We start from the raw sequence: 24,488 nt of genomic DNA, 5'->3' as shown, positions 1-24,488 counted from the left end.
TGCTCAGGCGGGCATGGCCTCCCCCTCCTTCGAGGGCGCCTCCTCGGTCTCGGGCTGTGCAGGGCTCCGCAGGGTGGTGGCGGCCAGGACGACCAGCCCGGCCATGAGTGCCGCTCCGATCCATGCGGTGACGTTGAGGCCGCCGGTGAAGGCGGCGGTGGCGTCGCCGAGTACGGTGGCGGCGGCTCGGCCGGGGAGCTCGCCGGCCGCGGTGACGGCTTCGGCGAGGGTCTCGTGTTCGCCGTCGGTGGCGCGACGGTAGATCGCGGTGCCGATGCTGCCCAGGACGGCCACGCCGAGGGCGACGCCGAGTTCGGTGCTGGTCTCGCTGACGGCCGAGGCGGCCCCGGCCTTCTCCGGGGGTGCCGCGCCGACGACCAGGTCGGTGCCGAGGGCCATGGTGGGGCCGACGCCGAGGTAGACCAGGACGAATCCGGTGACCAGCAGGCCGATGCCGTCGTCGACCTGGGCGAGCAGGAGGTAGCCGAGGGTGGAGACGGCCAGTGAGGCGGCGACGGTGCGTCCGGCGCCGACGCGGCGGGCGATGAGCGGTGCGGTGAGCGAGGAGACGACCAGGGCGCCGGCCGCGGGCAGCAGCCAGAGCCCGGCCCGCAGCGGCGACTGGCCGGCCACGAGCTGCAGGTACTGGGTGATGAAGAGGTAGATGCCGCCGACGGCGCCGGTGCTGACCAGCAGGACGACCAGGGCGCCGCGGAAGGCGGGGGCGGCGAACAGGCGCAGGTCCAGCAGCGGGTGCTCCAGGATCCGCTGCCTGCGGACGAACAGCACGCCCGCCGCGATGCCGACCAGGATCGCCGCGGCGGGTGCGGCGGAGAATCCGTGTGCGGGCAGTTCCTTGATGCCGTAGGTGATGGGGAGCATGGCGGTCAGTGACAGGGCGACGCTGGGCAGGTCGAGGGGGCCGCCGCCGGGGTCGCGGAATTCGGGCAGCAGCACGGGCGCGGCGGCCAGCAGGAGCACCATGATGGGGACGCCGAGCAGGAAGACCGAGCCCCACCAGAAGTTGTCCAGCAGCACTCCGCCCAGGACGGGGCCCAGGGCGACGCCGGCGGAGAACATGGTGGCCCACACGCCGATGGCCATGCCGCGTTCGCGGGGGTCGCGGAACATGCTGCTGATCAGGGAGAGGGTCGAGGGCATCAGGGTGGCGCCGGCGATGCCCATGACGGTCCGGGCGGCGATCAGCAGTTCGGGGCCGGGTGCGTAGGCGGCGAGGGCCGAGGCGGCGCCGAAGGCGGCGGCGCCGGCCGTCAGGAGCCTGCGGCGGCCGATCCGGTCGCCGAGGTTGCCCATGGTGACCAGGAACCCGGCGATCATGAATCCGTAGACGTCGATGATCCAGAGGAGTTCGGTGCCGCTGGGGTCCAGGGCGGCGCTGATATGCGGTACGCCCAGGTGCAGGACGGTGATGTCCAGGGAAAGGAGCAGGGTCGGTAGCGCCAGGACGGCCAGGCCCAGCCATTCCTTGGGGCCCGCCTTGGGGTTCGCGGACATGGGGTCGTTCACCTTTCGCTGGTGGTGGCGGCGGTTCGGGCGAGGCGCAGGGCGCGTCCCCAGCACACGAGGCGGTCGAGCATCGCGTCGGCTGTCGCGCTCGCGGAGGCGAAGTCGGGGCCGGGCGTGTGGAGGCTGACGCCGTCGCGCAGTGTCAGCGCCTCCAGCCCGGCCAGGACGAGGCGGAGTTGCTCGACCGCGAGCAGCCCCCCGGTGGTGGCGTCGTGGGAGACGAACGCCACCGGTTTGGCGGCCCACTCCCGCCGGTACCAGTCGAGGGTGTTCTTCAGCGAGGCGGGCAGGCCGCGGTTGCATTCGGCGAGGATCAGCACGAACGCGTCGGCGGAGGCCAGCCACGGCGCCAGGTCGGCCACGGCGGCGGGACGCTCGCCGGTCTCGGCGGGCCTGGCGTCGGGAAGGCGGGCCTCGGCCAGGTCGATGAGGTCCAGGGCGATGTCGCCGCGGCCGCCGGCCCGGTCGGCGAGCCATGCGGCCATCGCTCGTCCGCACGGACCGAGCTGGGTGCTGCTCATCAGCGCCGCCACCCGCACCGGTGACGTGTTCATCGGGCCACCTCCTTGCCGGGCTCCTTGCCGGTGCGGCTCCACACTCGCCAAGACCGCGCACGGAACGCTGGGGGTCGGCTGGGGGTCCGCCGGGTTAGCGTTGGATCATGCGTTTCGGGGTGCTCGGTCCGCTGGCCGTGTGGACGGACGAGGGGACGCGGGTCCGCGTTCCCGAGCTGAAGGTCCGGGCGCTGCTGGCCGCCGTGCTGGTCCGGCCGGGGCACGCGGTGCCGGCCGACCGGCTGGCCGACGACCTGTGGGCGGGCCGCCCGCCGGGCAACCCCGTGAACACGCTGCAGACCAAGGTCTCCCAGCTCAGGCGGGTGCTGGAGCGGGCCGAGCCGGGAGCGAAAGGGCTGGTGCGGTTCGAGGCCGGGGGATACCTGCTGGCGGTCGAGCCCGAGGCCGTGGACGCCGGGCGGTTCGCCGCGCTGCTGGCCCGGGCGCGGGCGAGCGCCGACACCCGGACCAGGGCCGCCCTGCTGTCGGACGCGCTGGCGCTGTGGCGCGGTCCCGCGTTCGCCGACTTCGCGGACGACGCCTTCGCCCGCACCGCCGCCGCCGCGCTGGAGGAGCAGCGGCTCACGGCGCTGGAGGAGCAGGCGGAGGCGCGTCTGGACCTCGGCGAGCACGGCATCCTGGCCGGGGAACTGGCGGACCTGGTGGCCGCGCACCCCTGGCGGGAGCGGCTGCGGGCCGCCCACCTGCGGGCGCTCTTCCGCGCGGGCCGCCAAAGCGACGCCCTGGCCCGATACGCCGACTACCGCACCCGGCTCGCCGACGAACTCGCACTCGACCCGGGCCCCGAACTGGCCGCCGTCCACCAGGCGATCCTGGAGCAGGCGCCCGAGCTGGCCGGGAGCGCGCCGCCCGCCACGTCGGCCGCGCACCCCCGCACCAACCTGCCCGCGGTGCCGAGCGAGCTGGTGGGGCGCGAGCGGGACGTGGAGGAGGTCCGGGAGCGTCTTGACCGGTCACGGCTGGTGACGCTGACGGGGCCGGGCGGGGTCGGCAAGACGTCGCTCGCCCTGGCGGTGGCGGCCGGGGCGGCCGGCGCCCACCCCGACGGCGTCTGGCTCGTCGAGGTCGGCTCTTGCGGCGGCGTGCCGGACCTGGCCGATTCCGTCGCGGCGACCCTGGAGATCCGGGAGGGCGCGGCCGGGACCGGCGACCCGGTCGAGCGGCTCGCCGCGGCCCTGCGCGGCCGGAACCTGCTGCTCGTCCTGGACAACTGCGAGCGTCTCGTCGACGCCGCCGCGACGCTGGTAGGGCGGCTGCTGCGGGACGCCGCCGGGCTGCGCGTCCTGGCGACCTGCCGGGAGCCGCTCGCGGTGTCCGGCGAGGCCGTGCACGCCGTGCGGCCGCTGCCGGTCCCCGCCCCCGGCACGGCCGACCCCGCCGCGCTGCGGCGCTCCGCGGCGGTGCGGCTGTTCGTCGGCCGGGCGGCCGACGCGGCGCCCGGGTTCGCCCTGGACGCCCGCAACGCCGAGGCCGTCGCGACCGTCTGCCGCAGGCTCGACGGGCTCCCGCTGGCGCTGGAGCTCGCGGCCGCGCGGGTACGGGCGCTGGGGGTGGGGGAGCTGGCGCGGCGGATGGACGACCGCTTCCGGGTCCTCGGCGGCGGCGGCCGCCGCGACGCGCCGGCCCGGCAGCGCACGCTTCGCGCGGTGATCGACTGGAGCTGGGATCTGCTGGACGGTCCGGAGCGCACGGTGCTGCGCAGGCTGGCGGTGCATCCGGACAGCTGCACGCTCGACGCGGCGACCGTCGTCTGCGGCGAGGACGATCCCGCCGCCGGACCCGACGTCCTCGACGTGCTCGCCCGGCTCGTCGACCGCTCTCTGGTCGTGGCCGCCGAGGGGCCCGGCGGTACCCGGTACCGGCTGCTGGAGTCGGTCGCCGCCTACTGCGTCGAGCGGCTGCGCGAGGCCGGCGACCTGGAGCCGGCGCGTCGGCGGCACGCGGCGTACTACACCGCGCTCGCCGAGCGGGCATGGCCGTCCCTGCACGGCCCCGACCAGCGTCGCCTGCTGCTGCGGCTGGACGCCGAGGCGGCGAACCTGCGCCGGGCGCTGGCCACCGCCGCCGAGTGCGGCGACGCCGGGCAGGCCCTGCGGCTGGCCAACGCGCTGTCCTGGCCGTGGTTCCTGCGCGGCCGCTACGGGGAGGCGCACCGGATGCTGGAGACCGCCCTGGAGGTCCCCGCCGCCGCGGAGAGGGACGAGCACGCGGCCGCCCGCGCGCAGGCCGCCGCGTGGCGCGCCGGGCTGGCCCTGTTCACCGGCGGGAAGCGGGAGGGCACCGGTATCGAGGCGTGGCGGGACATGGCCGCGGCGGGGAGCACCGAAGCCGCGCGGGCGCGCGCGGCGTGGTTCCTCGCGCACGCCCACGTCCACTTCGGGAACCTGTCGGTGAGCCGCGAGCTGGCGGCCGAGGCGATGGCCGGAGCCCGCGCCGCCGACGACCCGTGGACGCTGGCGGCCGTGCTGAGCACCCGGGCCGTCCATGCGCTCTTCAGCGGCGACCTGGCACGGGTGCGCCGCGACGGTGCGGAGAGCCTGCGCGTCTTCGAGGAACTGGGCGACCGGTGGGGGCGGCTGGCCGCCTCCGGCCACCTCGCGGCGCTGGCCGGGATCAACGGCGACTACGACGAGGCCACCCGGCTGCATCGCGACGCGCTCCACGCCGCCGAGGACCTCGGACTGTGGAGCGACGTCTCCGAGCACCTCGCCGGGCTCGGCCGGATCGCGCTGCTGCGGGGCGACGACGCGCAGGCGGCGGAGCTGCACGAGCGGGCGCTGCGCCTGGCGCGCGAGCAGTCCGACGTCGGCGGGCAGGAGTACGCGGCGGTCGGGCTGGGGCTGCTGGCCCGCCGCCGGCATCGTCTCGACGACGCCGAGCGGCACCTGCTTCCCTGGCTGGAGTGGAACCGCACGCTGGACGCCGACCAGGGGCGGGCGCTGATCCTGGCCGAACTCGGCTTCGTCGCCGAGCTGCGCGGCGATGCCGGCCGGGCGCGCGTCCTGCACCTCGAAGGGTTGGCCGCCGCACGGCGGATGGGCGACCCCCGGGCCGTCGCGCTGGCGGTCGAGGGACTGGCGGGCGCCCTGTCGCTGGCGGGCGACGCGCCCGGCGCCGTCCGGCCGCCCGCCGCCGCGGCGGCGCTGCGCGCGGGGGTGGGCGCGGCCCTGCCCCCCGCCGAGCGCGGCGACGTCGACCGCGTCGGCGCCAGGCTGCGGGACGTCCTCGGCGAGGAGGCGTTCGCCGCGGAGCACGCCGGCGGCGCGGACGGCGACCTGGACGAGCTGCTGCGGGACGTCTGACCACCCGCCGGGACGCGGGGCGGGCGGCCGGCATCTTTGCGATGCTACGGCGATGGCCCGCAATCTGCCGATCATCGGCATTTCGTGTTATCCGCCGCGTTCCGGGGCGTCTCCTGAGGAGCACCCGGAAGGACGGTGAAGCCCGTGCCCGAGGACGTGGCACCGCTCGTGCGGGCGGCGCAGGACGGCGACCCCGCGGCCAGGAACGCCCTGGTCGCCGAACACCTCCCGCTCCTCTACAACGTGGTCGGCTGGGCCCTCGACGGCCACGCCGACGTGGACGACGTCGTGCAGGAGTCGCTGCTGCGCGCGCTCGGCGGCCTCGACGGCCTGCGCGAACCCGCAAGCTTCCGCTCCTGGCTCGTCTCCATCGCCATGAACCAGGTCCGCAGCCGGTGGGCGGCGCTGCGCCGGCGCGCCCCCGTCGACCCGCACGCCCTGGCGCGGCTCGCCGAGCCCGTCCCCGACTTCGCGGAGACGGCCGTCCTGCGCCTCGAACTCGCCGGGCAGCGCCGCGAGGTCGCCGACGCCACCCGCTGGCTCGACCCCGGCGAGCGGGACGTCCTCGCCCTCTGGTGGCTCGAGGCGTCGGGCCACCTCACCCGCCGCGAACTCGCCGACGGGCTCGGCGTGAGCCCCGCGCACGCCGCCGTCCGGGTGCAGCGCATGAAGGCGCAGCTCGCGACGTGCCGCGCCGTCGTCCGCGCGCTCGCGCCGCCCCGCTGCGACGCGCTCGTCCTCGACCGGTGGGACGGCCGCCCGTCGCCGCTGTGGCGCAAGCGCATCGCGCGGCACGTCCGCGAATGTCCCGCGTGCGCCGACCGGGGCCGCGACCTCCTCCCGCCCGAGGCGCTCCTCGCCGGGCTCGTCATGGTCCCGCCGCCGGACGCCTTCGACCTCGCCTCGGCGGCGTCCGCGGCCGGCGCCGGCACCGGCGGGACGACGCGCGCCGGGTGGGCGGCGGCGGCCGTGGCGCTCGCGATCGCCGCCGCCGTGACCGTGTGGAGCCTGCACGAACCGCCGCCCCCGCCGCCCCGCACCCTCGACTCCGCACCCGTCCAGCGGACGCCGTCCCGGACGCCCGCCCCCGCGACGACGCCCGCGAAGGACCACCTCGCCCCGCCCCCGCCCGCCGCGCCGCCGACCGTCGAGGAGCAGGTCGTCCGGCTCGTCAACGCCGAACGCGCCCGCGCGGGCTGCCGCCCGCTGACCGTCTCGCCCGCGCTGCGCGAGGCCGCACGCGCGCACTCGTCCGACATGGCCGCCCGCCGCGCCCTCGGCCACCGCGGCGCCGACGGCGGCGGGCCGGGCGACCGGATCGCCGCCGCCGGATACCGCTGGACCCGGTGGGCGGAGAACGTCGCGCAGGGCCAGCCGACGCCCGGCCGCGTCGTCGCGTCCTGGATGGGCAGCCCGGGGCACCGCGCCAACATCGTCGACTGCGACCTCCGGCAGATCGGCGTCGCGGTGGCGCGGGGCCCCGGCGGCCCCTGGTGGACGCAGGTGTTCGCGACCCCCCGCTGATCAGCGGGCCCCGAACACCTGCGTCCAGTACGGGCCGCCCGCCTCGACGACCCCGACGCCGATCTCGTCGAACGCGCAGTTCAGGATGTTCGCGCGGTGGCCGGGGCTGTTCATCCACGACTCCATCACGCGCTCCGGGCTCGGCTGCCCCTTCGCGATGTTCTCCCCGTACGTCGACCACCGGTACCCCGCCGACCTGATCCGGTCGCCCGGGCCGTCCCCGTCCGGGTCCGTGTGGTCGAAGAAGCCGCGCGCCGCCATGTCCGCCGAATGCCCCCGCGCCGCCCGGTCCAGCAGCGCGTTGCCGCGCACCGGCCCGCACCCCTTCCCGGCCCGCGCCTCGTTCACGAGCGCCACCACCCGCGCCGCGACCGACCCGCCCGCCGGGGCCGTCCGCCGCGGCGCGCTCGTCCGTCCGGTCGGCGCCGGTTCGGGCGTGCGCGTCCGCGCGGGCTTCCGCGAGTCCCGCTGGACGGGCGCGGACGCGCGGGCCGCACCGGCCGGCGGTTCCGGTTCCGTCCGCGACGGTTCCGGTGACGCGGTGGCCGGCGACGCGGGGCCCGGTGACCGGGTCGCCGCCGGCGCCGGTGTGCGCGCGTGCCCCGCGAGCGTCCCGTCCGGCTCGTCCCGCACCAGGCCCACGACCGTCCCGGCGACCGCCCCCGCCACGAGGAGCCCCGCCGCGCCCACGGCCGTCCACACGACGGCCCGCTCCGACGCCCGCCGCGGCCCGCGCCCGTCCCGTTCCCTCATCGCTTCCACGTCCCTTCCGTGTACGGATCACGACGCAGACCCGCGTGCGGGACGGCGATAACGGAAATCTGCGGAAATCCGCCATACCATTCCGTATGGTATGGTCCGGAGAAACGATCAAGGCGGTGACATGGCGAGCAGGCACGACTGGCTCGAAGCGGGGATCGGGATCCTGGCCGAGGACGGCGCCCCCGCGCTGACCCTCGAACGCCTGACCGACCGCCTCGACCTCACCAAGGGGTCCTTCTACCACCACTTCAAGGGCATGGCCGGATTCAAGACCGACCTGCTCGCGTACTACGAGAGCGAGCACACCAGCCGCTTCATCCAGGACGCGGAGTGCGCCGGCGAAACGGCCGGGACCAAGCTGCACCGCCTCATGGAACTGGTCCTGGCGGCCAAGGGCGACAGCGACGACCTGGAGAACGCCATGCGCGCCTGGGCCCTGCAGGACGACGAGGCCCGCGCGCTCCAGGAACGCGTCGACCGGCGGCGCATCGACTACCTGCGAACGCTGGTGCGCGGCCTCGACACGGCGGACCGGGATCCGGGGCCGCTCGCCCGCCTGTTCTACCTGCTGCTGGTGGGGGCCCAGCAGCTCGTCCCGCCGGTGCCCGCCGAGGAACTGCGAGAGATCTACACGCTGGCGCTGCGCCTGGCGCCGCAAGAGAACGGACGGACGTCATGAGCGCACTGGCCCGGTGGACGCCCCGGCTGATCATCGCGACCGCGCTGCTGCACTTCGGGTGGGCCTTCGCCCAGCCGAACGCCTGGGCGGACATCGCCGGGGACGGCTTCGTCCGCACCGCCGTCGACACCGACGCCCCCGGCTACTTCGAACGCGAAGCCAGCATCTGGTTCATGAGCGCCGGCATCGCCCTGCTCGCGATCGGCACGCTGACCCGGCACGTACTGCGCGCGACCGGCCGCCTCCCGGCCCAGGTCGGCTGGTACCTCCTGGCCCTGGGCGTCCCCATGTGCGCCATCTACTTCCCGGTCACCGGCAGCTGGGCCCTCCTGATCATCGGCCTCCTCGCCCTGTACGCCGCCCGCCGCCCCGCACCCGCCGACCGGCGGCGCGACGCTCAGGAACCGAGGGCGCCGCTCGCCGAGGACAGGGGCACCGGGGTGAACATCGGCGGCTCGTCGGACGGGTCCAGCGCGGTCGGCCCGTAGAGCCAGTCCACGAACGAGTAGTCGTAGGTGTCGCGCTCCCGCAGCAGGACGTTGCGCCGCAGCCGCGGCCGTCCGTCCAGATGCCACAGCTCCCCCCACGCGCGCGAAGTGGTGAGGACGCGGCGGCAGTGCTCGGGACGCACGGCGTCGTAGGCCGCGAAGACGGCCCGCCAGTCCACCGACCCGTCGCCGGACCGGTGCCGGGCGACGTGCTCGCCGAGCACCCAGCCGTCCTCGATCGCCATGATCGCGCCCTGGGCGATGTACTGCAGCGGGGGATGGGCGGCGTCGCCGAGCAGCGCGATGTCGCCGTCCACCCACGACATGATCGGATCGCGGTCGTACATCCGCCACCACCGGTCGCGCCACATGTCGGACAGCCCGTCGCGGACGAACGCGCAGGTGTCCGCGAAGGCCGCGTCCAGTTCGTCGGGCGTGCCCCAGTCGTCCTCGCCCGCGAGCGCCTTGGGGGACTCGAAGACGGCCACCTGGTTGAGCAGCTCGCCGCCGCGCAGCCCGTAGTGGACGAAGTGGCAGCGGGGGCCCACGTACACGGTCACCTCGGACAGGTCGACCCCCGCCGCCCGGCCGGTCGAGGCCGGCGTGGTGCCGCGGTAGGCGACGTACGCCGACGAGACCGGACGATCGTCCACCAGCAGGCGCCGCGCCACCGAGTGCAGCCCGTCGGCCGCGATGACGACCCGCGCCCGCTCGACGCGTCCGTCCGCGAGCGTCACGCGGGCGCCGTCCCCGGTGTTGGCGTAGCCGACCGCCTCCCGCGCGGTCAGCAGCTCGACGCCGGCGCGCTCGCAGGCGCGCAGCAGCATCGCGTGCAGGTCGCTGCGGTGGATGACCAGGTAGGGGAAACCGTAGCGGCGCTCGAGGTCGCGCAGGTCGAGGCGGGTCAGCTCCGCGCCGTCGACGGCGTCGCGCATGATCATCGCGTCCGGTGCGACGCCCCGGCCGCGGGCCTCGTCCAGCAGGCCGTAGTCGGCGAGGATGCGGGTGCAGTTGGGGGCGAGCTGGATGCCGGCGCCGACCTCGCCGAAGGCGGGCGACCGTTCCAGCAGCCGGACGGCGAGGCCGCGGCGGGCCAGCGCGTACGCGGCGCCCAGCCCGCCGATGCCCCCGCCGACGATCAGCACATCAGGGTCGTTCATGATCTCCGCTCTCTGGATCGCGTCACAGCCAGGGGCCGAGGACGGGGGCGTCGGCGAGGGCGTGCGGCCGTCCGGCCAGCCAGGCGGCCACCTCGGACGGCGGCCCGTCCGGCAGCGCCGAGGCGTCCAGCCCGCGCTTGGCGACGATGTCGGCGGCGAGCGCCCGGAGGAAACCGTCCGGCAGGTCGGCGAAACGGACGCCGGTGCCCAGGTCGACGGCATGGACGAGCACCTCGCGCGCACGCAGCCAGGGCACCTCGGCCGCGGGGACGGTACGGCCCTGCGCCGTGACCACCTCCCGTTCCCACTGACGCTCGGTCAGCGCCTCCATGCCCGTGCGCAGCGCCGCGCAGGAACGCGCCAGCCACTCGGCCAGCTCCGCGCCGCCCATGCGGCCGCCGCGCTCGATCCCGGCCGCGCGCTCCTCGGGCGAGGCGTACATCGGGGTCTCCTCCCCGGTGGACGCCCAGCGCACCAGGTTGCCGAGCGCATCGGCGTTCGCCGCGACGTGGGCGACCAGGTGCCCGCGCGTCCAGCCGGGCAGCAGGCTGGGCTCGCCGAACCCGCGATCGTCCAGGTCGCGGACGGCGTCCGCGAACAGGCCGGTGCCCGCGTGCGTCCAGCGGAGGGCGTCGGCCGCCGAGCGGGCCATCAGGCGTCCCCGACGATGCGGTTGATGCAGGCGCCGACACCCTCGACCTCGGTCACCACCGTCTCGCCGCCGGTCAGGTACACCTTCGGGTCGCGCGCGTGCCCGACGCCGGCGGGGGTGCCGGTCGCGATCAGGTCGCCGGGCCGCAGCCGAACGATCGTGGACACGTACCTCACCAGGAAGACGGGGTCGAACAGCAGTGTCCCGGTGTCGTCGGCCTGCATCACCCGGCCGTCCACGACCGTCCGCACCTGCAGCGCGGGACGGACGCCGCCGACCTCGTCCGGCGTGACCAGGTAGGGGCCGACGGGGGTCGAGGAGTCCCAGATCTTGCCCTGGGTCCACTCGATGGTGCGGAACTGCCAGTCCCGCACGGAGATGTCGTTCATGACCGTGAAGCCCGCGATCGCCGACTCGGCCCGCGCGTCGTCGGCGCGGCGCACGTCCCGTCCGATGACGATCGCGAGCTCCACCTCCCAGTCGAGCGCCTCGGTCTCGGCGGGCTTGACCACATCGTCGCGGGCGCCGATCAGGGTGTCGGCGAACTTGGGGAAGAGCGTCGGATAAGCCGGAAGCTCGCGGCCCATCTCCTCGATGTGGTTCCGGTAGTTGTGGCCGACGCAGACCACCTTCGACGGGCGCGGCACGACGGGGGCGAAGTCGGCGTCCGCGGCGTCGTGGACGGTGCCGGAGGCGTTCGCCGCGCGGGCCCGCCAGTCCGGGTCGTCCAGCAGGACGCCCAGGTCGGCGGCGCCGAGGTCGACGAGCCCGCCGTCGTCGAGACGGACGGCGCGGGTGCCGTCGGCGGTGCGGATGGTGGCGAGTCTCATCGGCCGTCCTCGGTGTCGCGGTGGAGGTGGAGCGCCTCGAACACGGGCGCGTCGGTGAAGCGGAACAGGTCCAGGGCACCGGAGTCGGAATCGGACGGCCCGGCCTCGGACCGCACCGAGAACGGCGCCCACGACGGGACGACGAAGAGGTCCCCGCGCGTCACCGACCAGGCGCGGTCGCCGACCGTCACCGTGCCGGAGCCGTCGAACACCTGGTACACGCCGGAGCCGGTCTCCCGGACCGGGGCCGTCTCGGCGCCCCGGACGACCCGGTGGAACTCGGCGCGCACGGTGGGGAGCACGTCGCCCCCGTCGACCGGGTTGCTGTACCGGACGGCGGCGTGGCCCGGCTCGACCACGCCGCCGTGCCCCTCCCTTTCGAGCGCGAGCTGATCGGCCAGCGCGCGGTCGGTGTACTCCCACTTGTAGGAGAGCAGCGGCGTCCCGGGGGCGGTGCGGCCGGCGCCGACCGGGCGCAGTCCCGGGTGGCCCCAGAGCCGTTCGGAGCGCGACCGCTCGGGGGTGGTCCGCTCCTCCTCGGAGAGCTCCTCGCGCCCGAACTCGAAGAACTGCGACTCGGTCAGGTACTGGAACGGGATGTCGAGGCCGTCGATCCAGGCCATCGGCCGGTCGGTGGCGTTGTGGTGGGCGTGCCAGTTCCAGCCGGCCTGCGGGAGGAAGTCGCCGCGGTTCATCGGCACCGGATCCCCGCCGACGACCGTCCACACGCCGGAGCCCTCCACCACGAAGCGGAAGGCGTGCTGCGTGTGACGGTGCTCGGGCGCGTCCTCGCCGGGCAGGAGGTACTGGATCGCCGCCCAGAGGGTCGGCGTCGCGAACGGCCGGCCGTCCAGACCCGGATTGGCCAGCGCGATCGCCCGCCGCTCGCCCCCGCGGCCGACCGGGACGAGCCGTCCGGCCTCCCCGGCGAGGCGGGCCAGCCGGTCCCACCGCCACACGTGCGGGACGGCGCGGGAACGCGGACGGACCGGCATCAGGTCGCCGATCTCCGTCCACAACGGTACGAGCAGTTCGGCTTCGAAGCCGCGGTAGAGATCCTCGAGTTCCGGGGTGACGTCCGGTTGCCCGGGCGCGTCGACGGCCCGGAGCCGCACAGGGGTGCTGGTCATGGGGCGATCGTCTCGCCGGTACCCTGCTCAGGAAAAGGAAATTCTGGCATACAGAATCGGAGTGGAATGGACAAGCCGCTCAAAGTGCCGCCCCCGTACGCCATCGCGAGCGTCGACAACGCCCTGCGCATCGCGACGATGCTGCAACTGGAGGGCCCCCTCACGGTCACCGAGGTCGCGCACCGGCTCGGCGTCGCCGCCTCGACCGCGCACCGGCTGCTCGCCATGCTCGTCTACCGCGACTTCGCGGTCCGCGACGCCGACCGCACCTACCGGGTCGGCCCCGTCCTCGAGCTCGCCGCCCACTCGCAGTCGACGGCGGCGCGGCTCCGCGCGGCCGCGCTGCCGCACCTGCACAGACTGGTCGATCTGCTCGACGAGTCCGCCAACCTCACCGTCCGCACCGGCGCCACGGTGCGCTTCATCGCCGGCGTCGAGTCCCGGCAGACCCTCCGCGTGGGCTCCCGCGAGGGCATGGTCTTCCCCGCGCACCGCACCACCGCCGGGCTGCTCCTCCTCGCCGACCTCCCGCCGGACGAACTGCAAGCGCTGTACGCCGGCAAGGAGGACCAGCGCCCGGACATGGACGCCCTCCAGGCCGACCTCGCACGCGTGCGCCGCAACGGATTCGACCTGAACGAGGGCCGCTCCGAGCGGGGCGTCGTCGCCGTCGGCGTCCCCGTGCGCGCACCGGACGGCTCCGTCCTGGCCGGCCTCTCGGTGTCGATGCCCGGCGCGCGGTACGAGAAGGAACGCCTCCCCGCCCTGGTCGGCACCCTCCGCAAGGCCGCCGACGCCCTGGAACGCGACCTGGACGCCCCGCCCCACGAATGACCCGAGGCGGGCCGGCCCCTCAGCTCCGCGCGGCCACGGCGGCGCGCAGGCCCGCCAACCGCGCCTCCCCGAGCGCGGCGATGGCCTCGGCCAGCAGCGTCATCTGGTCGGCGAGGCCGCGCCCGGGCTCGGCCTGCAACGCCACGAACGCGCCGTCGAACCCGGCGATCGCGAAGTAGTCCAGCTCGTCCGCGACGGCCTGGGCGATCTCAGGGCCCTCCGGGGCGAAGGACGCCGCGATCATCCGGTTCATGTGCGCGCGACCGTCGCGCCGCACCTCCTCGATGATGGCCTCCACCTTCGCCTCGGCCGCCTCGGCGCTCATGACGAGGAGCAGGTGCAGGCGCAGGAACTCCGGGCGCGCCAGGAACACCTCGCCGGTGCGCTGAAGGCACCACGTGAGCCGCTCCCGCGGTGCGTCCCCGACCGGCCCGTCCGCCTGCGCCTCCCGCATCGCCGCGAAGAACTCGTAGGCGCCGCGCGCCATGACCGCCGAGAGCAGGCCGGCCTTCGAGCGGAAGTGGTGGTAGACCGCGCTCTTGGGGAGGCCGGTCTCCTTGCTCAGCACCGACAGCGAGGTGGCGGCGTACCCGCGCTCCGCCATGATCCGGGAGGCGACGTCCAGAATCTCGTCCCGGGACCTGCGGCCTCGGCGGTTGCCGTTCTTCTCGCCGTCCACGGCTGAAGCATAAACGCCCTCGGACCCCCTTCGGCGCCCGCCGTTCTGCACAGCAGAATTCTTTGGCGTCGACTCGGCCGAGATGTGAAGGTAGTCACGTTCGTACCGAACGACCGGTACAAAACCGCCCCTGACCGTCCCTCGGAGCCCGCATGCCCCAGCGTTTCGACGCCGACGTCGCGATCGTCGGCTACGGCCCCACAGGTGTGACCGCCGGACTCACCCTCGCGAAACACGGAATCTCGGCCGTCGCGTTCGAGCGGGACGCGCACATCTACCCCCGCGCCCGCGCGGTCACGGTCAACGACTGGACGATGCGGATCTTCCAGAGCCTCGGCATCGACGAGCGGATCGACAAGGTGATCGAGCCGCAGCGGGCGCTGCGCTGGGTGACCTACGACGGCACCGAGATGATGCGGGTCGAGCACCCGCCGTCGTCGCTGGGCGCCAAGGCCCGCTTCTACAACATCTACCAACCGGTCATGGAGGCCGAGCTCCGCGCGTGCGCCCAGGAGCACGGCGACCTGCTCGACGTCCGCTACGGGCTCGCCGTCACCGCGCTGGAACAGGACGCCGACGGCGTCACGGTGACCGCCGCGGACGTCGCGACCGGCGAGACCCGCACCGCGCGCGTCCGCTACGTCATCGGTGCGGACGGCGGCAGCAGCACCGCCCGCGACATGATCGGCAGCCGGCTCCTCGGCGACACGATCGACGTGCAGTGGATCGTCATCGACTGCCGCGTCAAGCGCTGGTGGCCCGACCGCGACTTCCTCACCTTCTGGTCCGACGAACGGCGCCCGGTCGTCGACATCGCGCTCTCCGCCGGAAACCACCGCTGGGAGATCCCGCTCGGGCCGGGTGAGACCGAGGCCGACTTCACGACCGAAGAGGACGTCTGGCCGCTGCTGAAAGCACTCGGCGTCACCACCGACGACGTCTCCGTCCACCAGTGGGCCTTCTACCGCCACCACACCCGGATGGCCGAGACCTGGCGGGCGGGACGCGTGTTCCTCGCCGGAGACGCCGCCCACCTCATGCCGCCCTGGGCCGGGGCCGGAATGCAGACCGGCATCCGGGACGCCCACGACCTCGGCTGGAAGCTCGCCCGCGTCCTGAAAGGCGAACTCCCCGCGAGCTGGCTGGACACCTATGAGGTCGAGCGCCGTCCGAACGCGGCGTTCTTCACCGACCTCGCCGTCCGCCTCGGCCGCGTCATCAAGCAGGAGGCGACGCCCGCGGAGATCGCGGAGTTGACGCGGGTCCCGGAGGACACGGTCACCCCGTTCGAGCCGCCGTTGACCGCGCCGCCCGTCCTTACGGCGGGCTGGCTCCGCGGCCCCGTCGGCGATGCGAGCGTCGTCGGCCGCATGGTCCCGCAGCCCATCGCGGGCGACACCACCGGCCGGATGGCGCGCCTCGACGACCTGCTCGGCGACGGCTTCGTCCTGCTCGGCGCGGACGTCGACCCGGCGGCCCTCCTGTCGGGCGACGAGAAGGCGCAGTGGGACGCGCTCGGCGCCCGCTACATCGCGATCCGCCCCAAAACGGCCTACACGCGGGGACCCGACGAACTCGTCGACCTCGACGAGACCCTGCTTCCGTGGCTCGCACGGTACGGCGCCCGCGCGGTCGCGGTACGTCCCGACCGCTTCGTCGCGGCCGCCGACGTCTCCGGCATCACCGTCCCTGCCTGACCGCGGATTCGACAAACAAGGAGAACGTTCCGATGACGGAAGTCAAAGAACTGGCGTACGTCGTGTACGAGGCGAGCAGCCTCCGCGACTGGGAGCACTTCGCCGTCGACCTGCTGGGCATGCAGCTCGCCGAGAAGAGCGCCGACGCCATCGCCCTCCGCACCGACGAGAAGGCGTACCGCTGGCTCGTCCGGCGCGGCCCCGCCGACGACCTCGCGGCCAGCGGCTACGAGGTCGCGGACGACGCGGCCCTCGACGAGCTCGTCGGCCGCCTCACGGCCGCCGGCGTCGAGGCCGCCGAGGGCGACGCCGCGCTCGCCGCGTCCCGCAAGGTCGACCGCATCGTCGTGACCGCGGACCCGATGGGCAACCGCGTCGAACTGGTCACCGGCTTCGCCGACGCCGCCGCCCCCTTCCGCTCCGGCGTCCTGCTCGGCGGGTTCGTCACCGGCGCCGGAGGCGCGGGCCACCAGGTGCTCCTCGCCAAGGGAGTCGCACGCGACGCCTACCTGGAGTTCTACGAGAACCTCCTCGGCTTCCGGATCTCCGACCGCATCGTCGAGGAACTCGCTCCGGGCGTCTTCGCCGACCTGGTCTTCCTCCGCTGCAACCCGCGCCACCACTCCGTGGCCTTCGGGGACATGCCGCACCCGAAGAGGACCCACCACTTCATGGTCGAGGTCACCGACATCCGCGACGTCGGCATGGCCTACGACCGCTGCATGGACGCGAAGCAGCCGTTCGAGATGACCCTCGGGATGCACCCCAACGACCACATGTTCAGCTTCTACGTCCGGACGCCGTCCGGCTTCAGCGTCGAGTACGGCTGGGGCGGCCTGCTCGTGGACGACGAAACCTGGCAGGTCACAACGCTGGACCGCCTGCACAGCTGGGGCCACCGGCCGCCCGGGGCCGTCGCCGACCTGCTCTCCCACACCACCGGAAAGGGTGCCCACTGATGCCCCTGACCAGCGCGGACACGGCGCGTACAGTCACGACCAAGGACTGGACCCTCCGCTACTACGAGGCGGGCGCAGGGCACCCGGTCGTCCTCCTGCACGGAAGCGGCCCGGGCGCCACGGGCTGGAGCAACTTCTCCGGCAACATCGAACCCCTCGCCGAGCACTTCCACGTGTACGCGGTCGACATGCCCGGCTGGGGCGGATCGGACGCCGCGACGGTCGACCGCCTCGACCACGTCGACGCGGCCGTCCAGTTCCTGGACGCCCTCGGCATCGAGAAGGCCGCGTTCGTCGGCAACTCGATGGGCGGCCAAACCGCCCTCCGGCTCGCGACCGAACACCCGGACCGCATCACGCACCTGGTCACCATGGGCCCGCCGCTGGGCCGCAAGCCCGGCCTCTTCGCCCCCGGCGACGGCCCCTCCGAGGGGCTGAAGGTCCTCATCGAGGCGTACCGGGACCCCGGCCCCGAGAACATGCGCGCCCTCGTCGAGATCATGTGCTTCGACAAGGCCCGATTCGCCACCCCGGACCTCTGCCGCGCCCGCTCGGAAGCCGCACTGGCCCGTCCCGAACACCTGCGCAACTACGTCGAAGGACTCCCGAAGGGCGCCCCGCTCCCCATCTGGGCCGACCTCGCCCTGCTCCCGGACATCCGGGTCCCGACCCTCCTCGTTCACGGCCGCGACGACCGGGTCGTCCCCTTCGAGAACTCCCTCCACCTCCTCGCCGCCATCCCCGACAGCCGCCTGGTCCTCCTCAACCGCTGCGGCCATTGGGCCATGATCGAGCACGCCGACGAGTTCAACGGCCTCGTGACGACCTTCCTCCGCGACACCCCGACTCCCTGATCAGCCCGGCGCGTCCCGCCGGCCGGTGTGCCGGACCTCGAGACGGCGCTGCACTTCGGCCACCGACGTGAGGAGCCCGCGCCGGAGACGGTCCCGGCCGAGGATTTCGGGCGGGTGCCGGAGCGGGACCCTTCAGGACGTTCGGCGGGGCGTGACCTCCATGAGGATGTCCTCGGCCGCCCACAGGACGAACCGTTCGACCGGCGTGACCGTCTGGCCGGGTGCCGCCCGGAACTCGAACCGCTTCAGCAGGACGGCGAGGACGAGCTCGGCCTCGACCATCGCGAGCGCGGCGCCCTCGCAGCTGCGCGGGCCGATCCCGAACGGGATGTAGGCCAGCCGGGGCCGTCCCGCCGACGCCTCCGGGGCGAACCGGCCGGGGTCGAACCGCTGCGGGTCGGGCCAGTACTCGGGGTTCATGTGCACGGCCCAGAACGGGTAGAAGATCGTCGTCCCCGCCGGGACCGTGTACTCGCCGATCGCGACGTCCTCGGTGGCCTCCCGCGCCCCGTACGGCCCCGGCGGGTACAGCCGCATGGTCTCCTTGACCACGGCGTCCAGGTACGTCAGGTGCTTGAGGTCGCCGTACTCGGGGACGGCCCGGTCACCGAGGACGCGGTCGAGTTCGTCCGCGACCCGCGCCGCCGCGTCCGGATGCCGCGCCAGCAGGTACAGCGTCCACGAGATCGCCACGCCGGTCGTGTGGTGGGCCGCCAGCATGGTCATCAGCACCGTGTCGCGGATCCGCGCCGGCGACTCGCCCGCCTCGGCCAGCGCGGCGATCAGGTCGCTGCGGCCGCCCGTCCCGCTCTCGCGATGCGCCTCGAGCACCCGGTCGACGGTCGCGCGCAGGAAGGCGAGCGACTCCTCGCCGCCCTCCCCCCGTTGGAGCTGCGCGGTGAGGACGTCCTCGAACGCGGCCACGACCCGTCCGGCGGTCTCGTCCGCGTCCAGGCCGCTGCCGAGCGCGTACTCGCAGATCATGCGCAGCGACAGCTCGCTCAGATCCCCCTGCAGGGCGACCGGGCCGTCCGCTTTCGCCCACCGATCCGCCAGTTCTGAGGTCAATGTAACGAATTGGGTGAAATGCGCCTCATGTGAAGGCCGTCCGGCCAGCACCGACAACATCACCCGCCGCCACGGGCCGTGCTCGTCCGCCGGGATCGTCTGCAGATTCCCCGACTCCTGCAGCACGGCCAGGAACTCGAACAGCTTCTCCGGGCGCTTATTGATCTTCGCGGTCGCCTCCAGCAGCACCGGGTCGGCGACCGACACCGCCTCGCCCGCGCCGGGCAGCGCGAACCGCGCCACCGGCCCGTACTCCCTGTGCAGTTTCAGCTGGTAATTGTGCAGACCGCCAGCGGCGGCGAGGCCGTCGTCGCCCGCCGGCGGCCCCGGGATCTGCGCCAGACCGTCTCCCATTGCTCCTCCTTTGTGCTCGCAATGTTGACATGTCCCGGCGATCTTCGCGATATGGTCGGGCAAGGAGAGCGATCGGGGAGCAGAAACTGGACACCACGAGGCCGAACGTCCCGCGAATGTACGATTACCTCCTCGGCGGCAAGGACAATTACGCCGTCGACCGGGAGGCCGTGGACGAGGTCGTCCGCCACGCTCCCGACACGCCGTTCATGGCGCGGGAGAACCGTGCCTTCCTGCGCCGCGCCGTCCGCTACCTCGCCCAGGCCGGCATCCGCCAGTTCATCGACATCGGCTCCGGCCTGCCCACCCAGGGCAACGTGCACGAGATCGCCCACCAGGTCGCCCCGGACGCCCGAGTCGTCTACGTCGACAAGGAACCGGTCGTCCTCACCCACGGCCGGGCGCTGCTCGCCGGAACCCCCGGCGTGTCCGTCGTCCAAGGCGACGCGCGCCGCCCCGACGACATCCTGAACGCCCCCGAACTGCGCGCCCTCATCGACTTCGACGAACCCGTCGCCGTGCTCATGCTGGCCGTCCTGCACTTCGTCGGCGACGAGGACGACCCGCCCGGCATCGTCGCCCGTCTCCGCGCGGCGATGGCCCCCGGCAGCCACCTGGCGATCACCCACGTGACCGCCGACTTCGACGCCGACAACCGGGTCCGCGACGCCGGGGCCGTCTACGAGAAGGCCACCTACCAGATCACCCTGCGGTCCCGCGCCGAGGTCGCCCGCCTCTTCGACGGCTTCGACCTCGTCGACCCCGGCCTCACCACCCTGTCGATGTGGCGCCCCGACGACGCGGTCCCGTTCGACGCCGACCGCCAATGGTGTTACGCGGGCGTGGCCCGCAAGACCGACGCCCCCGACCAGGGCGATCGACGGCCCTGACCCTGGGCCGGCCGTCGCCGCAACGGTCCCGGCGTCCGCGTTCACCGGCCGGCGGCCAGCACCGCCGCGAGGCCCTCTCGCAGATCCTTGACGAAATACTCGGGCACCTCCAGCGACGGGAAATGCCCCCCGCTTTCAGGCAAGGCCCACCGGACGATCTGCCGGTACCGCTCCTGCGCCCAGGGACGCGGGCACTTCTCGGTGTCGCGGGGGTACATGGTGAGCGCCGCCGGGACGTCGACCCGAAGTTCGGGGTCGAGCGAGTTGTGGCTCTCGTAGTAAATGCGGGCCGCCGATGCGCCGGTCCGCGTCAGCCAATAGAGGGTGACGTCGTCGAGAACGCTGTCCATGGAGATCGTCTCGAACGGGCTGTCCTCGGTGTCCGACCACTCGGCGAACTTGTCGAGGATCCAGGCGAGAAGCCCGACCGGTGAGTCGACGAGCGAGTAGCCGATGGTCTGCGGCCGGGTCGCCTGCTGCTTCGCGTACGCCGCGCGGTGGCTCCAGAAATCGCGGGTCTCCTCGGCCCACGTGCGCTCGACCGCCGTCAGGCCGTCCGTCGTCAACCCGGGCGGCGCTTCCGCGAACGTCGTGTGGATACCGAGAACGTGCGCCGGGAACCTGCCGCCGAGGACCGTGGTGATGTTCCCGCCCCAGTCGCCGCCGTGGGCCGCGAACTCGCTGTAGCCGAGCCTCCCCATCAGCTCCACCCACGCGGCAGCGATCTTCTCGGTGCCCCATCCGGTCGTGGCCGGCTTGTCGCTGTGACCGAACCCCGGTAGCGACGGAACCACGACGTGGAACGCCGGCGCGTCCGCATCGTCCGGATCCGCCAGCTCGTCCACGACATCGATGAACCGGACAATGCTGTCCGGCCACCCGTGCGTCAAGACCAAAGGAGTGGCGTCCGCGCGCGCGGACCGGCGGTGCAGGAAATGGATCCCCAGTCCGTCAATGGTCGTGCGGAATTGGCCGATGCGATTGAGGCGCTCTTCGAACGGCCGCCAGTTGTACTCGGTGCGCCAGTAGTTCACGACATCGACGAGGTCGGCGAGCGGAACGCCCTGCTCCCAACGTCGACGGCCGGGCGCCGCACGGACCGTCTCGGCCTCCGGCAGCCGCGCCGCGTCCAGTCGCGCACGCAGATCATCGAGATCGGCGTCGGGTGCATGGGTTTCGAACGCATGCACGTCGCCGGACGGACGGGACATGAGACCTCCTGGGCCATCGCGGAACCGGCCCGCATCGCGAACCGGCTAAGACGGTTCTAACAGGCCCGCGGCCGGCATGCAACCGGCTAAGGTGGTTCCATGCGTGCCGGCTTCCCCGACTTCCGCCTCGGCAGCGTGCTGGCGACCAGCTTCACGGCGACTCTGACGGAGCGGTGCGGCGACGCCGTGGAGCGCATTCCCACGCCGCGGCGACTCGTCGACTGGCTGGCGGTGAACGGCCTGGCCGTGGAGTCCTGCACCCCTGCCCAGCTCGACCTCGCCCGGGAACTGAGGGAGGCGATCCACGCCGCCGCGACGGCGGCCGCGGTCGGGGACGCTCTCCCCGCGGCCCCCGTCCGAGTCATCAACGACCGCAGCGCCGAGGGCCGCGCCGCCGCGATCCTGACGCCCGACGGCAGGCGGCAATGGCGGCTCGGTCCGGCCACCCGCGTGGAAGACGCCCTCAGCGTGATCGCCGCCGATGCGATCGGCATCATCGCAGGCGAACGAGACGGGAGGCTGGCCCTGTGCGCCTCACCGACCTGCCGAGCCGCCTTCTTCGACACCAGCCAGAGCCGCACCCGCAAATGGTGCGACATGAACACGTGCGGGAACCGTCAAAAGAAAGCACGCTTCAACGCCAAGCAGCGCAACGCCCCCAAACCAGCAGAGTGATCGCACCGGACGTCATGGCTCTCGGTAGGCGCCTCGTTATGCCGCGGCGCCGCTCAACATTCCCGTCACACATGGGACCGTCAGAGGCAGGCAAGGCCGAGTTGTGTCCAGCCCCATGACTCGCACCGGTTGGAACCGCGACGGGGAACCGTGCGCATGGCTGCACGCACCACGAAGCTTCGCGGATCCGCGAAGTGCACGACGTCCTGCGGAATACGGACAAAGGCCGAGCAGGCCAGCGCCGGGCCGAGGGAAGGCCGACACCTGAGGTGAAACCAACAGGCAACGCGGGGCCCGATGCGCCGTTCCCTGTCCGCACGGTGCCCAGGGCCTGGACGTCGTCGGCCGCAGGGTCTCACCGTATTGCCATCCCCGCGCTACATCTGTAGCGTGATCACCACTGGCGCCGCTTGAGTGAACGGGTGGTCGGCTCGCTGTCGCGAGACGGTAACGCGATCGATGTGCTCCTAGGGGCCGTCGCAACTCATGCGGCCATTGACGCAGGAAAAGGGGGGCAATCGACCCAACGGCAACTCTCCCAAAACCCAGTCCAGACCCTCGTTGAGTGCGGGCCGCACTCAACTCGGTCAACTGTGTGCATATTGCACGCGGCTTCTCTTCGCCCCAAAAAGGGGGAACACCATGGAATCTCGATCGTCACGCAACATGGCCGTTATCGCTGCCGCGGCCGCGACGCTTGCCGCTGCCGCGGTCGCCATTCCCGCCGACGGCGTCACCCGGCAGGACAGCGCGACCGGCATCGCGACGCCCGACCACATGAAGACCGCGACGCCGGATCACATGAAGATCGCGACACCGGACCACATGTTCTGAGGCGGAACGGGGCAAGGAGGCAATGATGACCGGCCCCGCTTCCTCAACTGCGGAAACCGTCATCAGCCGTATCGCCGAGACCGGCCAGCGGCTGGTCCGCTACTGGGAACGGCATCGCGATGGTGTGCTCCTGCCTGGTTGGCACGCGCCCTTCCAGCCGCTCGGCGAACTGCTGCCCGCGCGTGATGCCCAGTTCGCGGAGCGGAACCCGCAAATGGTGCCCCTGCTGTGGTATCCGGCCCTGCGCCGGGGACCGGAGGCCGGGCCGGTCATCGACGTCTTCGACCATCTGCCGACGGACCACGATGCCGCCTCCGCGATGATCCGGCGGCAGGAACTCTCCCGGGTCTACAGTTGGGCGATCGCCTCGCGCACGGTCCTCGACTGGTTCGCGGACCGGCTCTCCGGCCGTGGTCTGCTGGAGGTCGGGGCAGGTAGCGGCTACTGGGCCTGGCTATTGCGGGCGCATGGCATCGATGTGTTGGCGACCGACTCCGTCACCGACCGCAACGGCTATACCGATCGATTCCGCTACACCGATATCCAGACCGCCACGGCAGTGGACGCCGCCCGGCGGCACACCGACCGCGTCCTGGCCATCATCTGGCCTCCCCAGCGGGATCCGATGGCCACGGAGGCCCTGCGCGCCTACGAGGGCCCCGGACTCTTCTACATCGGTGACCGTCCGGGTGGCCTGTGCGCCGAGCCTTCGTTCTTCGCGGAACTGGCCGAACACTGGCGTCCGGCGTCCCGGTGTCCCCTCTCGCTGCGGTGGCTGGGCTATCACGACGAGGCGACGTACTACGTACGGAGAACCCCCGGCCACCACCGTCCACGTGCATGACCGGCTCTTACCGTTCGGTCGTCCCGTAGACGACAGGCGTGCTCATCTCTCGACAAGGCCCGGTGGCCGGGCGTGACGACCGGGAGCGCCATCGGTCGTCACGACCGTTGATCCTGTGCACCGGCAGCTCCAGGCTGCCCGTCGGCAGATACGTCGCGCAGGGGCAGCCGGACGAGGCCGAGCACGACGCATCGTTACCCGGTGCGGGCGAGGTCGTGCGCGACGCTCTGGACCGCCCCGGACGGCAACCGTCCGATCGACGTCAGCGTTCCGGCCGGAGATCCGCTACGACAAACGAACAGACCGCACGCAACGGGCACGGCGCTACGGCTACCGTCATGTTCCCACCTCCCAAGGCGCTGTAGGCATGAGCACGAGGCACTCCAGCGCGGCTCTGCGGGCCTCTTCCCACAGCGGCAACAACATGATGGCTTCGTCAGTCCATGCGCCGGGAGCGTCGCTCAGTTGATCCAACAGGTGGTCGAGAGCGTCTAGACGTGAGCGCAGTTCCGGGGAAACCCACCCGGCTTCTTCGCTGCGCCACAGGACCGGGTACCCGGCCTCCCACATGAAACATTCGTGCACGTCAGGGTCGCGGATCTGATCCTGAGCGTTCATCGCGACTCTCGCAACGCTGTCTCTTAAAATCGACCAGAACACCCGTGCTTGCCGGTCGGCCTCCTCAGCGGTTTCCACCGTGTCCACGGTAGTCCTCAAACCTCCGGCTCACACTGCACGAAGCAAGGGCGTCCATGACTCACATGAGCGAACGAGAACAAGCTCTACGGCTTCACGATGCGGCCGCACTTTGGAGCGTGGGAATCGGCGACCCCTGGGATGTGGTCATGGCGGCCTGCGAGGCTGGGAGTGTCCAGTTAACGGTGTAACTTGATCTTGCTCGGGTCAGTTGCGGGTGGTGGTGAGGCGGCCTTCGAAGGCGATGTCGAAGGCGTTGAGGGC

Annotated in this window: 23 protein-coding genes; 12 read left to right on the top strand and 11 right to left on the bottom strand. The window is 72.9% G+C overall.

Going from position 1 to position 24,488, the window contains the following annotated elements; genetic code table 11:
• Positions 1-3: 3 nt before the first annotated feature.
• Both ACFQ11_RS15600 and ACFQ11_RS15595 read right to left on the bottom strand, forming a co-directional pair.
• The gene (locus ACFQ11_RS15600) at positions 4-1,515 is read right to left on the bottom strand and encodes an MFS transporter (RefSeq protein ID WP_378299036.1); all 1,512 of its coding nucleotides are present in this window, start codon (positions 1,513-1,515) and stop codon (positions 4-6) included.
• Between the two features lie 8 nt (positions 1,516-1,523).
• Complete coding sequence (locus tag ACFQ11_RS15595; protein ID WP_378299035.1) at positions 1,524-2,081, bottom strand: NADPH-dependent FMN reductase; 558 nt, start codon at positions 2,079-2,081, stop codon at positions 1,524-1,526.
• Between the two features lie 107 nt (positions 2,082-2,188).
• On the opposite strand from ACFQ11_RS15595, the gene ACFQ11_RS15590 reads away from it, so the two are divergent.
• Together ACFQ11_RS15590 and ACFQ11_RS15585 are read left to right on the top strand one after the other, a co-directional pair.
• Positions 2,189-5,404 carry a BTAD domain-containing putative transcriptional regulator gene (locus tag ACFQ11_RS15590; RefSeq protein WP_378299034.1) on the top strand — a complete coding sequence of 1,072 codons (3,216 nt, stop codon included), beginning with the start codon at positions 2,189-2,191 and terminating at the stop codon, positions 5,402-5,404.
• 144 nt (positions 5,405-5,548) lie between these two features.
• Positions 5,549-6,928, top strand: a complete 1,380-nt coding sequence (locus ACFQ11_RS15585) for a sigma-70 family RNA polymerase sigma factor (protein WP_378299033.1) — start codon at positions 5,549-5,551, stop codon at positions 6,926-6,928.
• On the opposite strand, the gene ACFQ11_RS15580 is transcribed toward ACFQ11_RS15585, so the two are convergent.
• Positions 6,929-7,681, bottom strand: a complete 753-nt coding sequence (locus tag ACFQ11_RS15580) for a CAP domain-containing protein (RefSeq protein WP_378299076.1) — start codon at positions 7,679-7,681, stop codon at positions 6,929-6,931.
• Between the two features lie 130 nt (positions 7,682-7,811).
• Here ACFQ11_RS15580 and ACFQ11_RS15575 point away from each other — a divergent pair, with 130 nt between their 5' ends.
• A complete protein-coding gene (locus ACFQ11_RS15575; RefSeq protein ID WP_378299032.1) occupies positions 7,812-8,369 on the top strand; it encodes a TetR/AcrR family transcriptional regulator in 558 nt (185 codons plus the stop codon).
• Positions 8,366-8,857 (top strand): DUF6463 family protein, encoded by a 492-nt coding sequence (locus ACFQ11_RS15570; RefSeq protein WP_378299031.1) that lies wholly within the window; start codon positions 8,366-8,368, stop codon positions 8,855-8,857. Before ACFQ11_RS15575 ends, ACFQ11_RS15570 begins: the two co-directional genes overlap by 4 nt.
• Here the strand turns inward: ACFQ11_RS15570 and ACFQ11_RS15565 are convergent.
• The 4 genes from ACFQ11_RS15565 to ACFQ11_RS15550 are packed head-to-tail and all read right to left on the bottom strand — an operon-like array spanning position 8,767 to position 12,629.
• Complete coding sequence (locus tag ACFQ11_RS15565) at positions 8,767-10,017, bottom strand: FAD-dependent oxidoreductase (RefSeq protein WP_378299030.1); 1,251 nt, start codon at positions 10,015-10,017, stop codon at positions 8,767-8,769. The genes ACFQ11_RS15570 and ACFQ11_RS15565 overlap by 91 nt on opposite strands.
• A 22-nt stretch (positions 10,018-10,039) precedes the next feature.
• Positions 10,040-10,669 (bottom strand): maleylpyruvate isomerase N-terminal domain-containing protein, encoded by a 630-nt coding sequence (locus ACFQ11_RS15560; RefSeq protein WP_378299029.1) that lies wholly within the window; start codon positions 10,667-10,669, stop codon positions 10,040-10,042.
• Positions 10,669-11,499, bottom strand: coding sequence for a fumarylacetoacetate hydrolase family protein (locus ACFQ11_RS15555; protein ID WP_378299028.1), 831 nt, complete (start codon positions 11,497-11,499; stop codon positions 10,669-10,671). The genes ACFQ11_RS15560 and ACFQ11_RS15555 overlap by 1 nt, the downstream gene beginning before the upstream one ends.
• Positions 11,496-12,629, bottom strand: a complete 1,134-nt coding sequence (locus ACFQ11_RS15550) for a cupin domain-containing protein (protein WP_378299027.1) — start codon at positions 12,627-12,629, stop codon at positions 11,496-11,498. The genes ACFQ11_RS15555 and ACFQ11_RS15550 overlap by 4 nt, the downstream gene beginning before the upstream one ends.
• A 66-nt stretch (positions 12,630-12,695) precedes the next feature.
• Between ACFQ11_RS15550 and ACFQ11_RS15545 the strand changes: the two genes are divergently transcribed.
• The gene (locus ACFQ11_RS15545) at positions 12,696-13,463 is read left to right on the top strand and encodes an IclR family transcriptional regulator (protein ID WP_378299026.1); all 768 of its coding nucleotides are present in this window, start codon (positions 12,696-12,698) and stop codon (positions 13,461-13,463) included.
• Positions 13,464-13,482: 19 nt separating this feature from the next.
• Here ACFQ11_RS15545 and ACFQ11_RS15540 read toward each other — a convergent pair whose 3' ends face one another.
• On the bottom strand, positions 13,483-14,142 hold the full coding sequence (locus ACFQ11_RS15540) for a TetR/AcrR family transcriptional regulator (RefSeq protein ID WP_378299025.1): 660 nt from the start codon (positions 14,140-14,142) through the stop codon (positions 13,483-13,485).
• 152 nt (positions 14,143-14,294) lie between these two features.
• Here ACFQ11_RS15540 and ACFQ11_RS15535 point away from each other — a divergent pair, with 152 nt between their 5' ends.
• Genes ACFQ11_RS15535 through ACFQ11_RS15525 form a run of 3 tightly spaced genes read left to right on the top strand, consistent with a single transcriptional unit; the run spans position 14,295 to position 17,652 of the window.
• Positions 14,295-15,839 (top strand): bifunctional 3-(3-hydroxy-phenyl)propionate/3-hydroxycinnamic acid hydroxylase, encoded by a 1,545-nt coding sequence (locus ACFQ11_RS15535; protein ID WP_378299024.1) that lies wholly within the window; start codon positions 14,295-14,297, stop codon positions 15,837-15,839.
• A 32-nt stretch (positions 15,840-15,871) separates the two neighbouring features.
• A complete protein-coding gene (locus ACFQ11_RS15530) occupies positions 15,872-16,798 on the top strand; it encodes a VOC family protein (RefSeq protein WP_378299023.1) in 927 nt (308 codons plus the stop codon).
• On the top strand, positions 16,798-17,652 hold the full coding sequence (locus ACFQ11_RS15525) for an alpha/beta fold hydrolase (RefSeq protein WP_378299022.1): 855 nt from the start codon (positions 16,798-16,800) through the stop codon (positions 17,650-17,652). Before ACFQ11_RS15530 ends, ACFQ11_RS15525 begins: the two co-directional genes overlap by 1 nt.
• A gap of 132 nt (positions 17,653-17,784) precedes the next feature.
• Here ACFQ11_RS15525 and ACFQ11_RS15520 read toward each other — a convergent pair whose 3' ends face one another.
• Entirely contained in the window at positions 17,785-19,074 is a 1,290-nt protein-coding gene (locus tag ACFQ11_RS15520; RefSeq protein ID WP_378299021.1) for a cytochrome P450, read from the bottom strand.
• A 29-nt stretch (positions 19,075-19,103) separates the two neighbouring features.
• On the opposite strand from ACFQ11_RS15520, the gene ACFQ11_RS15515 reads away from it, so the two are divergent.
• On the top strand, positions 19,104-19,964 hold the full coding sequence (locus ACFQ11_RS15515) for an SAM-dependent methyltransferase (protein ID WP_378299020.1): 861 nt from the start codon (positions 19,104-19,106) through the stop codon (positions 19,962-19,964).
• Between the two features lie 41 nt (positions 19,965-20,005).
• Here the strand turns inward: ACFQ11_RS15515 and ACFQ11_RS15510 are convergent, their stop codons facing one another.
• Complete coding sequence (locus ACFQ11_RS15510) at positions 20,006-21,175, bottom strand: epoxide hydrolase family protein (RefSeq protein WP_378299019.1); 1,170 nt, start codon at positions 21,173-21,175, stop codon at positions 20,006-20,008.
• A gap of 99 nt (positions 21,176-21,274) precedes the next feature.
• Here ACFQ11_RS15510 and ACFQ11_RS15505 point away from each other — a divergent pair, with 99 nt between their 5' ends.
• The 3 genes from ACFQ11_RS15505 to ACFQ11_RS15495 all read left to right on the top strand — a co-directional run bounded on the left by ACFQ11_RS15505 (position 21,275) and on the right by ACFQ11_RS15495 (position 23,528).
• Entirely contained in the window at positions 21,275-21,850 is a 576-nt protein-coding gene (locus tag ACFQ11_RS15505; RefSeq protein ID WP_378299018.1) for a CGNR zinc finger domain-containing protein, read from the top strand.
• Positions 21,851-22,492: 642 nt separating this feature from the next.
• Positions 22,493-22,684: a hypothetical protein gene (locus tag ACFQ11_RS15500; protein WP_378299017.1), complete on the top strand. Its 192-nt coding sequence runs from the start codon at positions 22,493-22,495 to the stop codon at positions 22,682-22,684.
• 25 nt (positions 22,685-22,709) lie between these two features.
• Positions 22,710-23,528, top strand: coding sequence for a methyltransferase domain-containing protein (locus tag ACFQ11_RS15495; protein ID WP_378299016.1), 819 nt, complete (start codon positions 22,710-22,712; stop codon positions 23,526-23,528).
• A 336-nt stretch (positions 23,529-23,864) separates the two neighbouring features.
• Here ACFQ11_RS15495 and ACFQ11_RS15490 read toward each other — a convergent pair whose 3' ends face one another.
• Entirely contained in the window at positions 23,865-24,233 is a 369-nt protein-coding gene (locus ACFQ11_RS15490; protein WP_378299015.1) for a hypothetical protein, read from the bottom strand.
• Positions 24,234-24,488 lie beyond the last annotated feature (255 nt).

It is taken from the genome of Actinomadura sediminis, assembly GCF_042675525.1.
Classification (GTDB): domain Bacteria; phylum Actinomycetota; class Actinomycetes; order Streptosporangiales; family Streptosporangiaceae; genus Spirillospora; species Spirillospora sediminis.
The sequence above is the reverse complement of the archived record's forward strand: the minus strand, read 5'-3'. Positions and strand labels throughout refer to the sequence as shown.

Bases quoted from the DNA above. Each gene is read 5' to 3' on its own strand.
- ACFQ11_RS15600 (WP_378299036.1), bottom strand. From the start codon at position 1,515: ATGTCCGCGAACCCCAAGGCGGGCCCCAAGGAATGGCTGGGCCTGGCC.
- ACFQ11_RS15595 (WP_378299035.1), bottom strand. From the start codon at position 2,081: ATGAACACGTCACCGGTGCGGGTGGCGGCGCTGATGAGCAGCACCCAG.
- ACFQ11_RS15590 (WP_378299034.1), top strand. From the start codon at position 2,189: ATGCGTTTCGGGGTGCTCGGTCCGCTGGCCGTGTGGACGGACGAGGGG.
- ACFQ11_RS15580 (WP_378299076.1), bottom strand. From the start codon at position 7,681: ATGAGGGAACGGGACGGGCGCGGGCCGCGGCGGGCGTCGGAGCGGGCC.
- ACFQ11_RS15575 (WP_378299032.1), top strand. From the start codon at position 7,812: ATGGCGAGCAGGCACGACTGGCTCGAAGCGGGGATCGGGATCCTGGCC.
- ACFQ11_RS15570 (WP_378299031.1), top strand. From the start codon at position 8,366: ATGAGCGCACTGGCCCGGTGGACGCCCCGGCTGATCATCGCGACCGCG.
- ACFQ11_RS15565 (WP_378299030.1), bottom strand. From the start codon at position 10,017: ATGAACGACCCTGATGTGCTGATCGTCGGCGGGGGCATCGGCGGGCTG.
- ACFQ11_RS15560 (WP_378299029.1), bottom strand. From the start codon at position 10,669: ATGGCCCGCTCGGCGGCCGACGCCCTCCGCTGGACGCACGCGGGCACC.
- ACFQ11_RS15555 (WP_378299028.1), bottom strand. From the start codon at position 11,499: ATGAGACTCGCCACCATCCGCACCGCCGACGGCACCCGCGCCGTCCGT.
- ACFQ11_RS15550 (WP_378299027.1), bottom strand. From the start codon at position 12,629: ATGACCAGCACCCCTGTGCGGCTCCGGGCCGTCGACGCGCCCGGGCAA.
- ACFQ11_RS15545 (WP_378299026.1), top strand. From the start codon at position 12,696: ATGGACAAGCCGCTCAAAGTGCCGCCCCCGTACGCCATCGCGAGCGTC.
- ACFQ11_RS15535 (WP_378299024.1), top strand. From the start codon at position 14,295: ATGCCCCAGCGTTTCGACGCCGACGTCGCGATCGTCGGCTACGGCCCC.
- ACFQ11_RS15530 (WP_378299023.1), top strand. From the start codon at position 15,872: ATGACGGAAGTCAAAGAACTGGCGTACGTCGTGTACGAGGCGAGCAGC.
- ACFQ11_RS15525 (WP_378299022.1), top strand. From the start codon at position 16,798: ATGCCCCTGACCAGCGCGGACACGGCGCGTACAGTCACGACCAAGGAC.
- ACFQ11_RS15520 (WP_378299021.1), bottom strand. From the start codon at position 19,074: ATGGGAGACGGTCTGGCGCAGATCCCGGGGCCGCCGGCGGGCGACGAC.
- ACFQ11_RS15515 (WP_378299020.1), top strand. From the start codon at position 19,104: ATGTCCCGGCGATCTTCGCGATATGGTCGGGCAAGGAGAGCGATCGGG.
- ACFQ11_RS15510 (WP_378299019.1), bottom strand. From the start codon at position 21,175: ATGTCCCGTCCGTCCGGCGACGTGCATGCGTTCGAAACCCATGCACCC.
- ACFQ11_RS15505 (WP_378299018.1), top strand. From the start codon at position 21,275: ATGCGTGCCGGCTTCCCCGACTTCCGCCTCGGCAGCGTGCTGGCGACC.
- ACFQ11_RS15500 (WP_378299017.1), top strand. From the start codon at position 22,493: ATGGAATCTCGATCGTCACGCAACATGGCCGTTATCGCTGCCGCGGCC.
- ACFQ11_RS15495 (WP_378299016.1), top strand. From the start codon at position 22,710: ATGACCGGCCCCGCTTCCTCAACTGCGGAAACCGTCATCAGCCGTATC.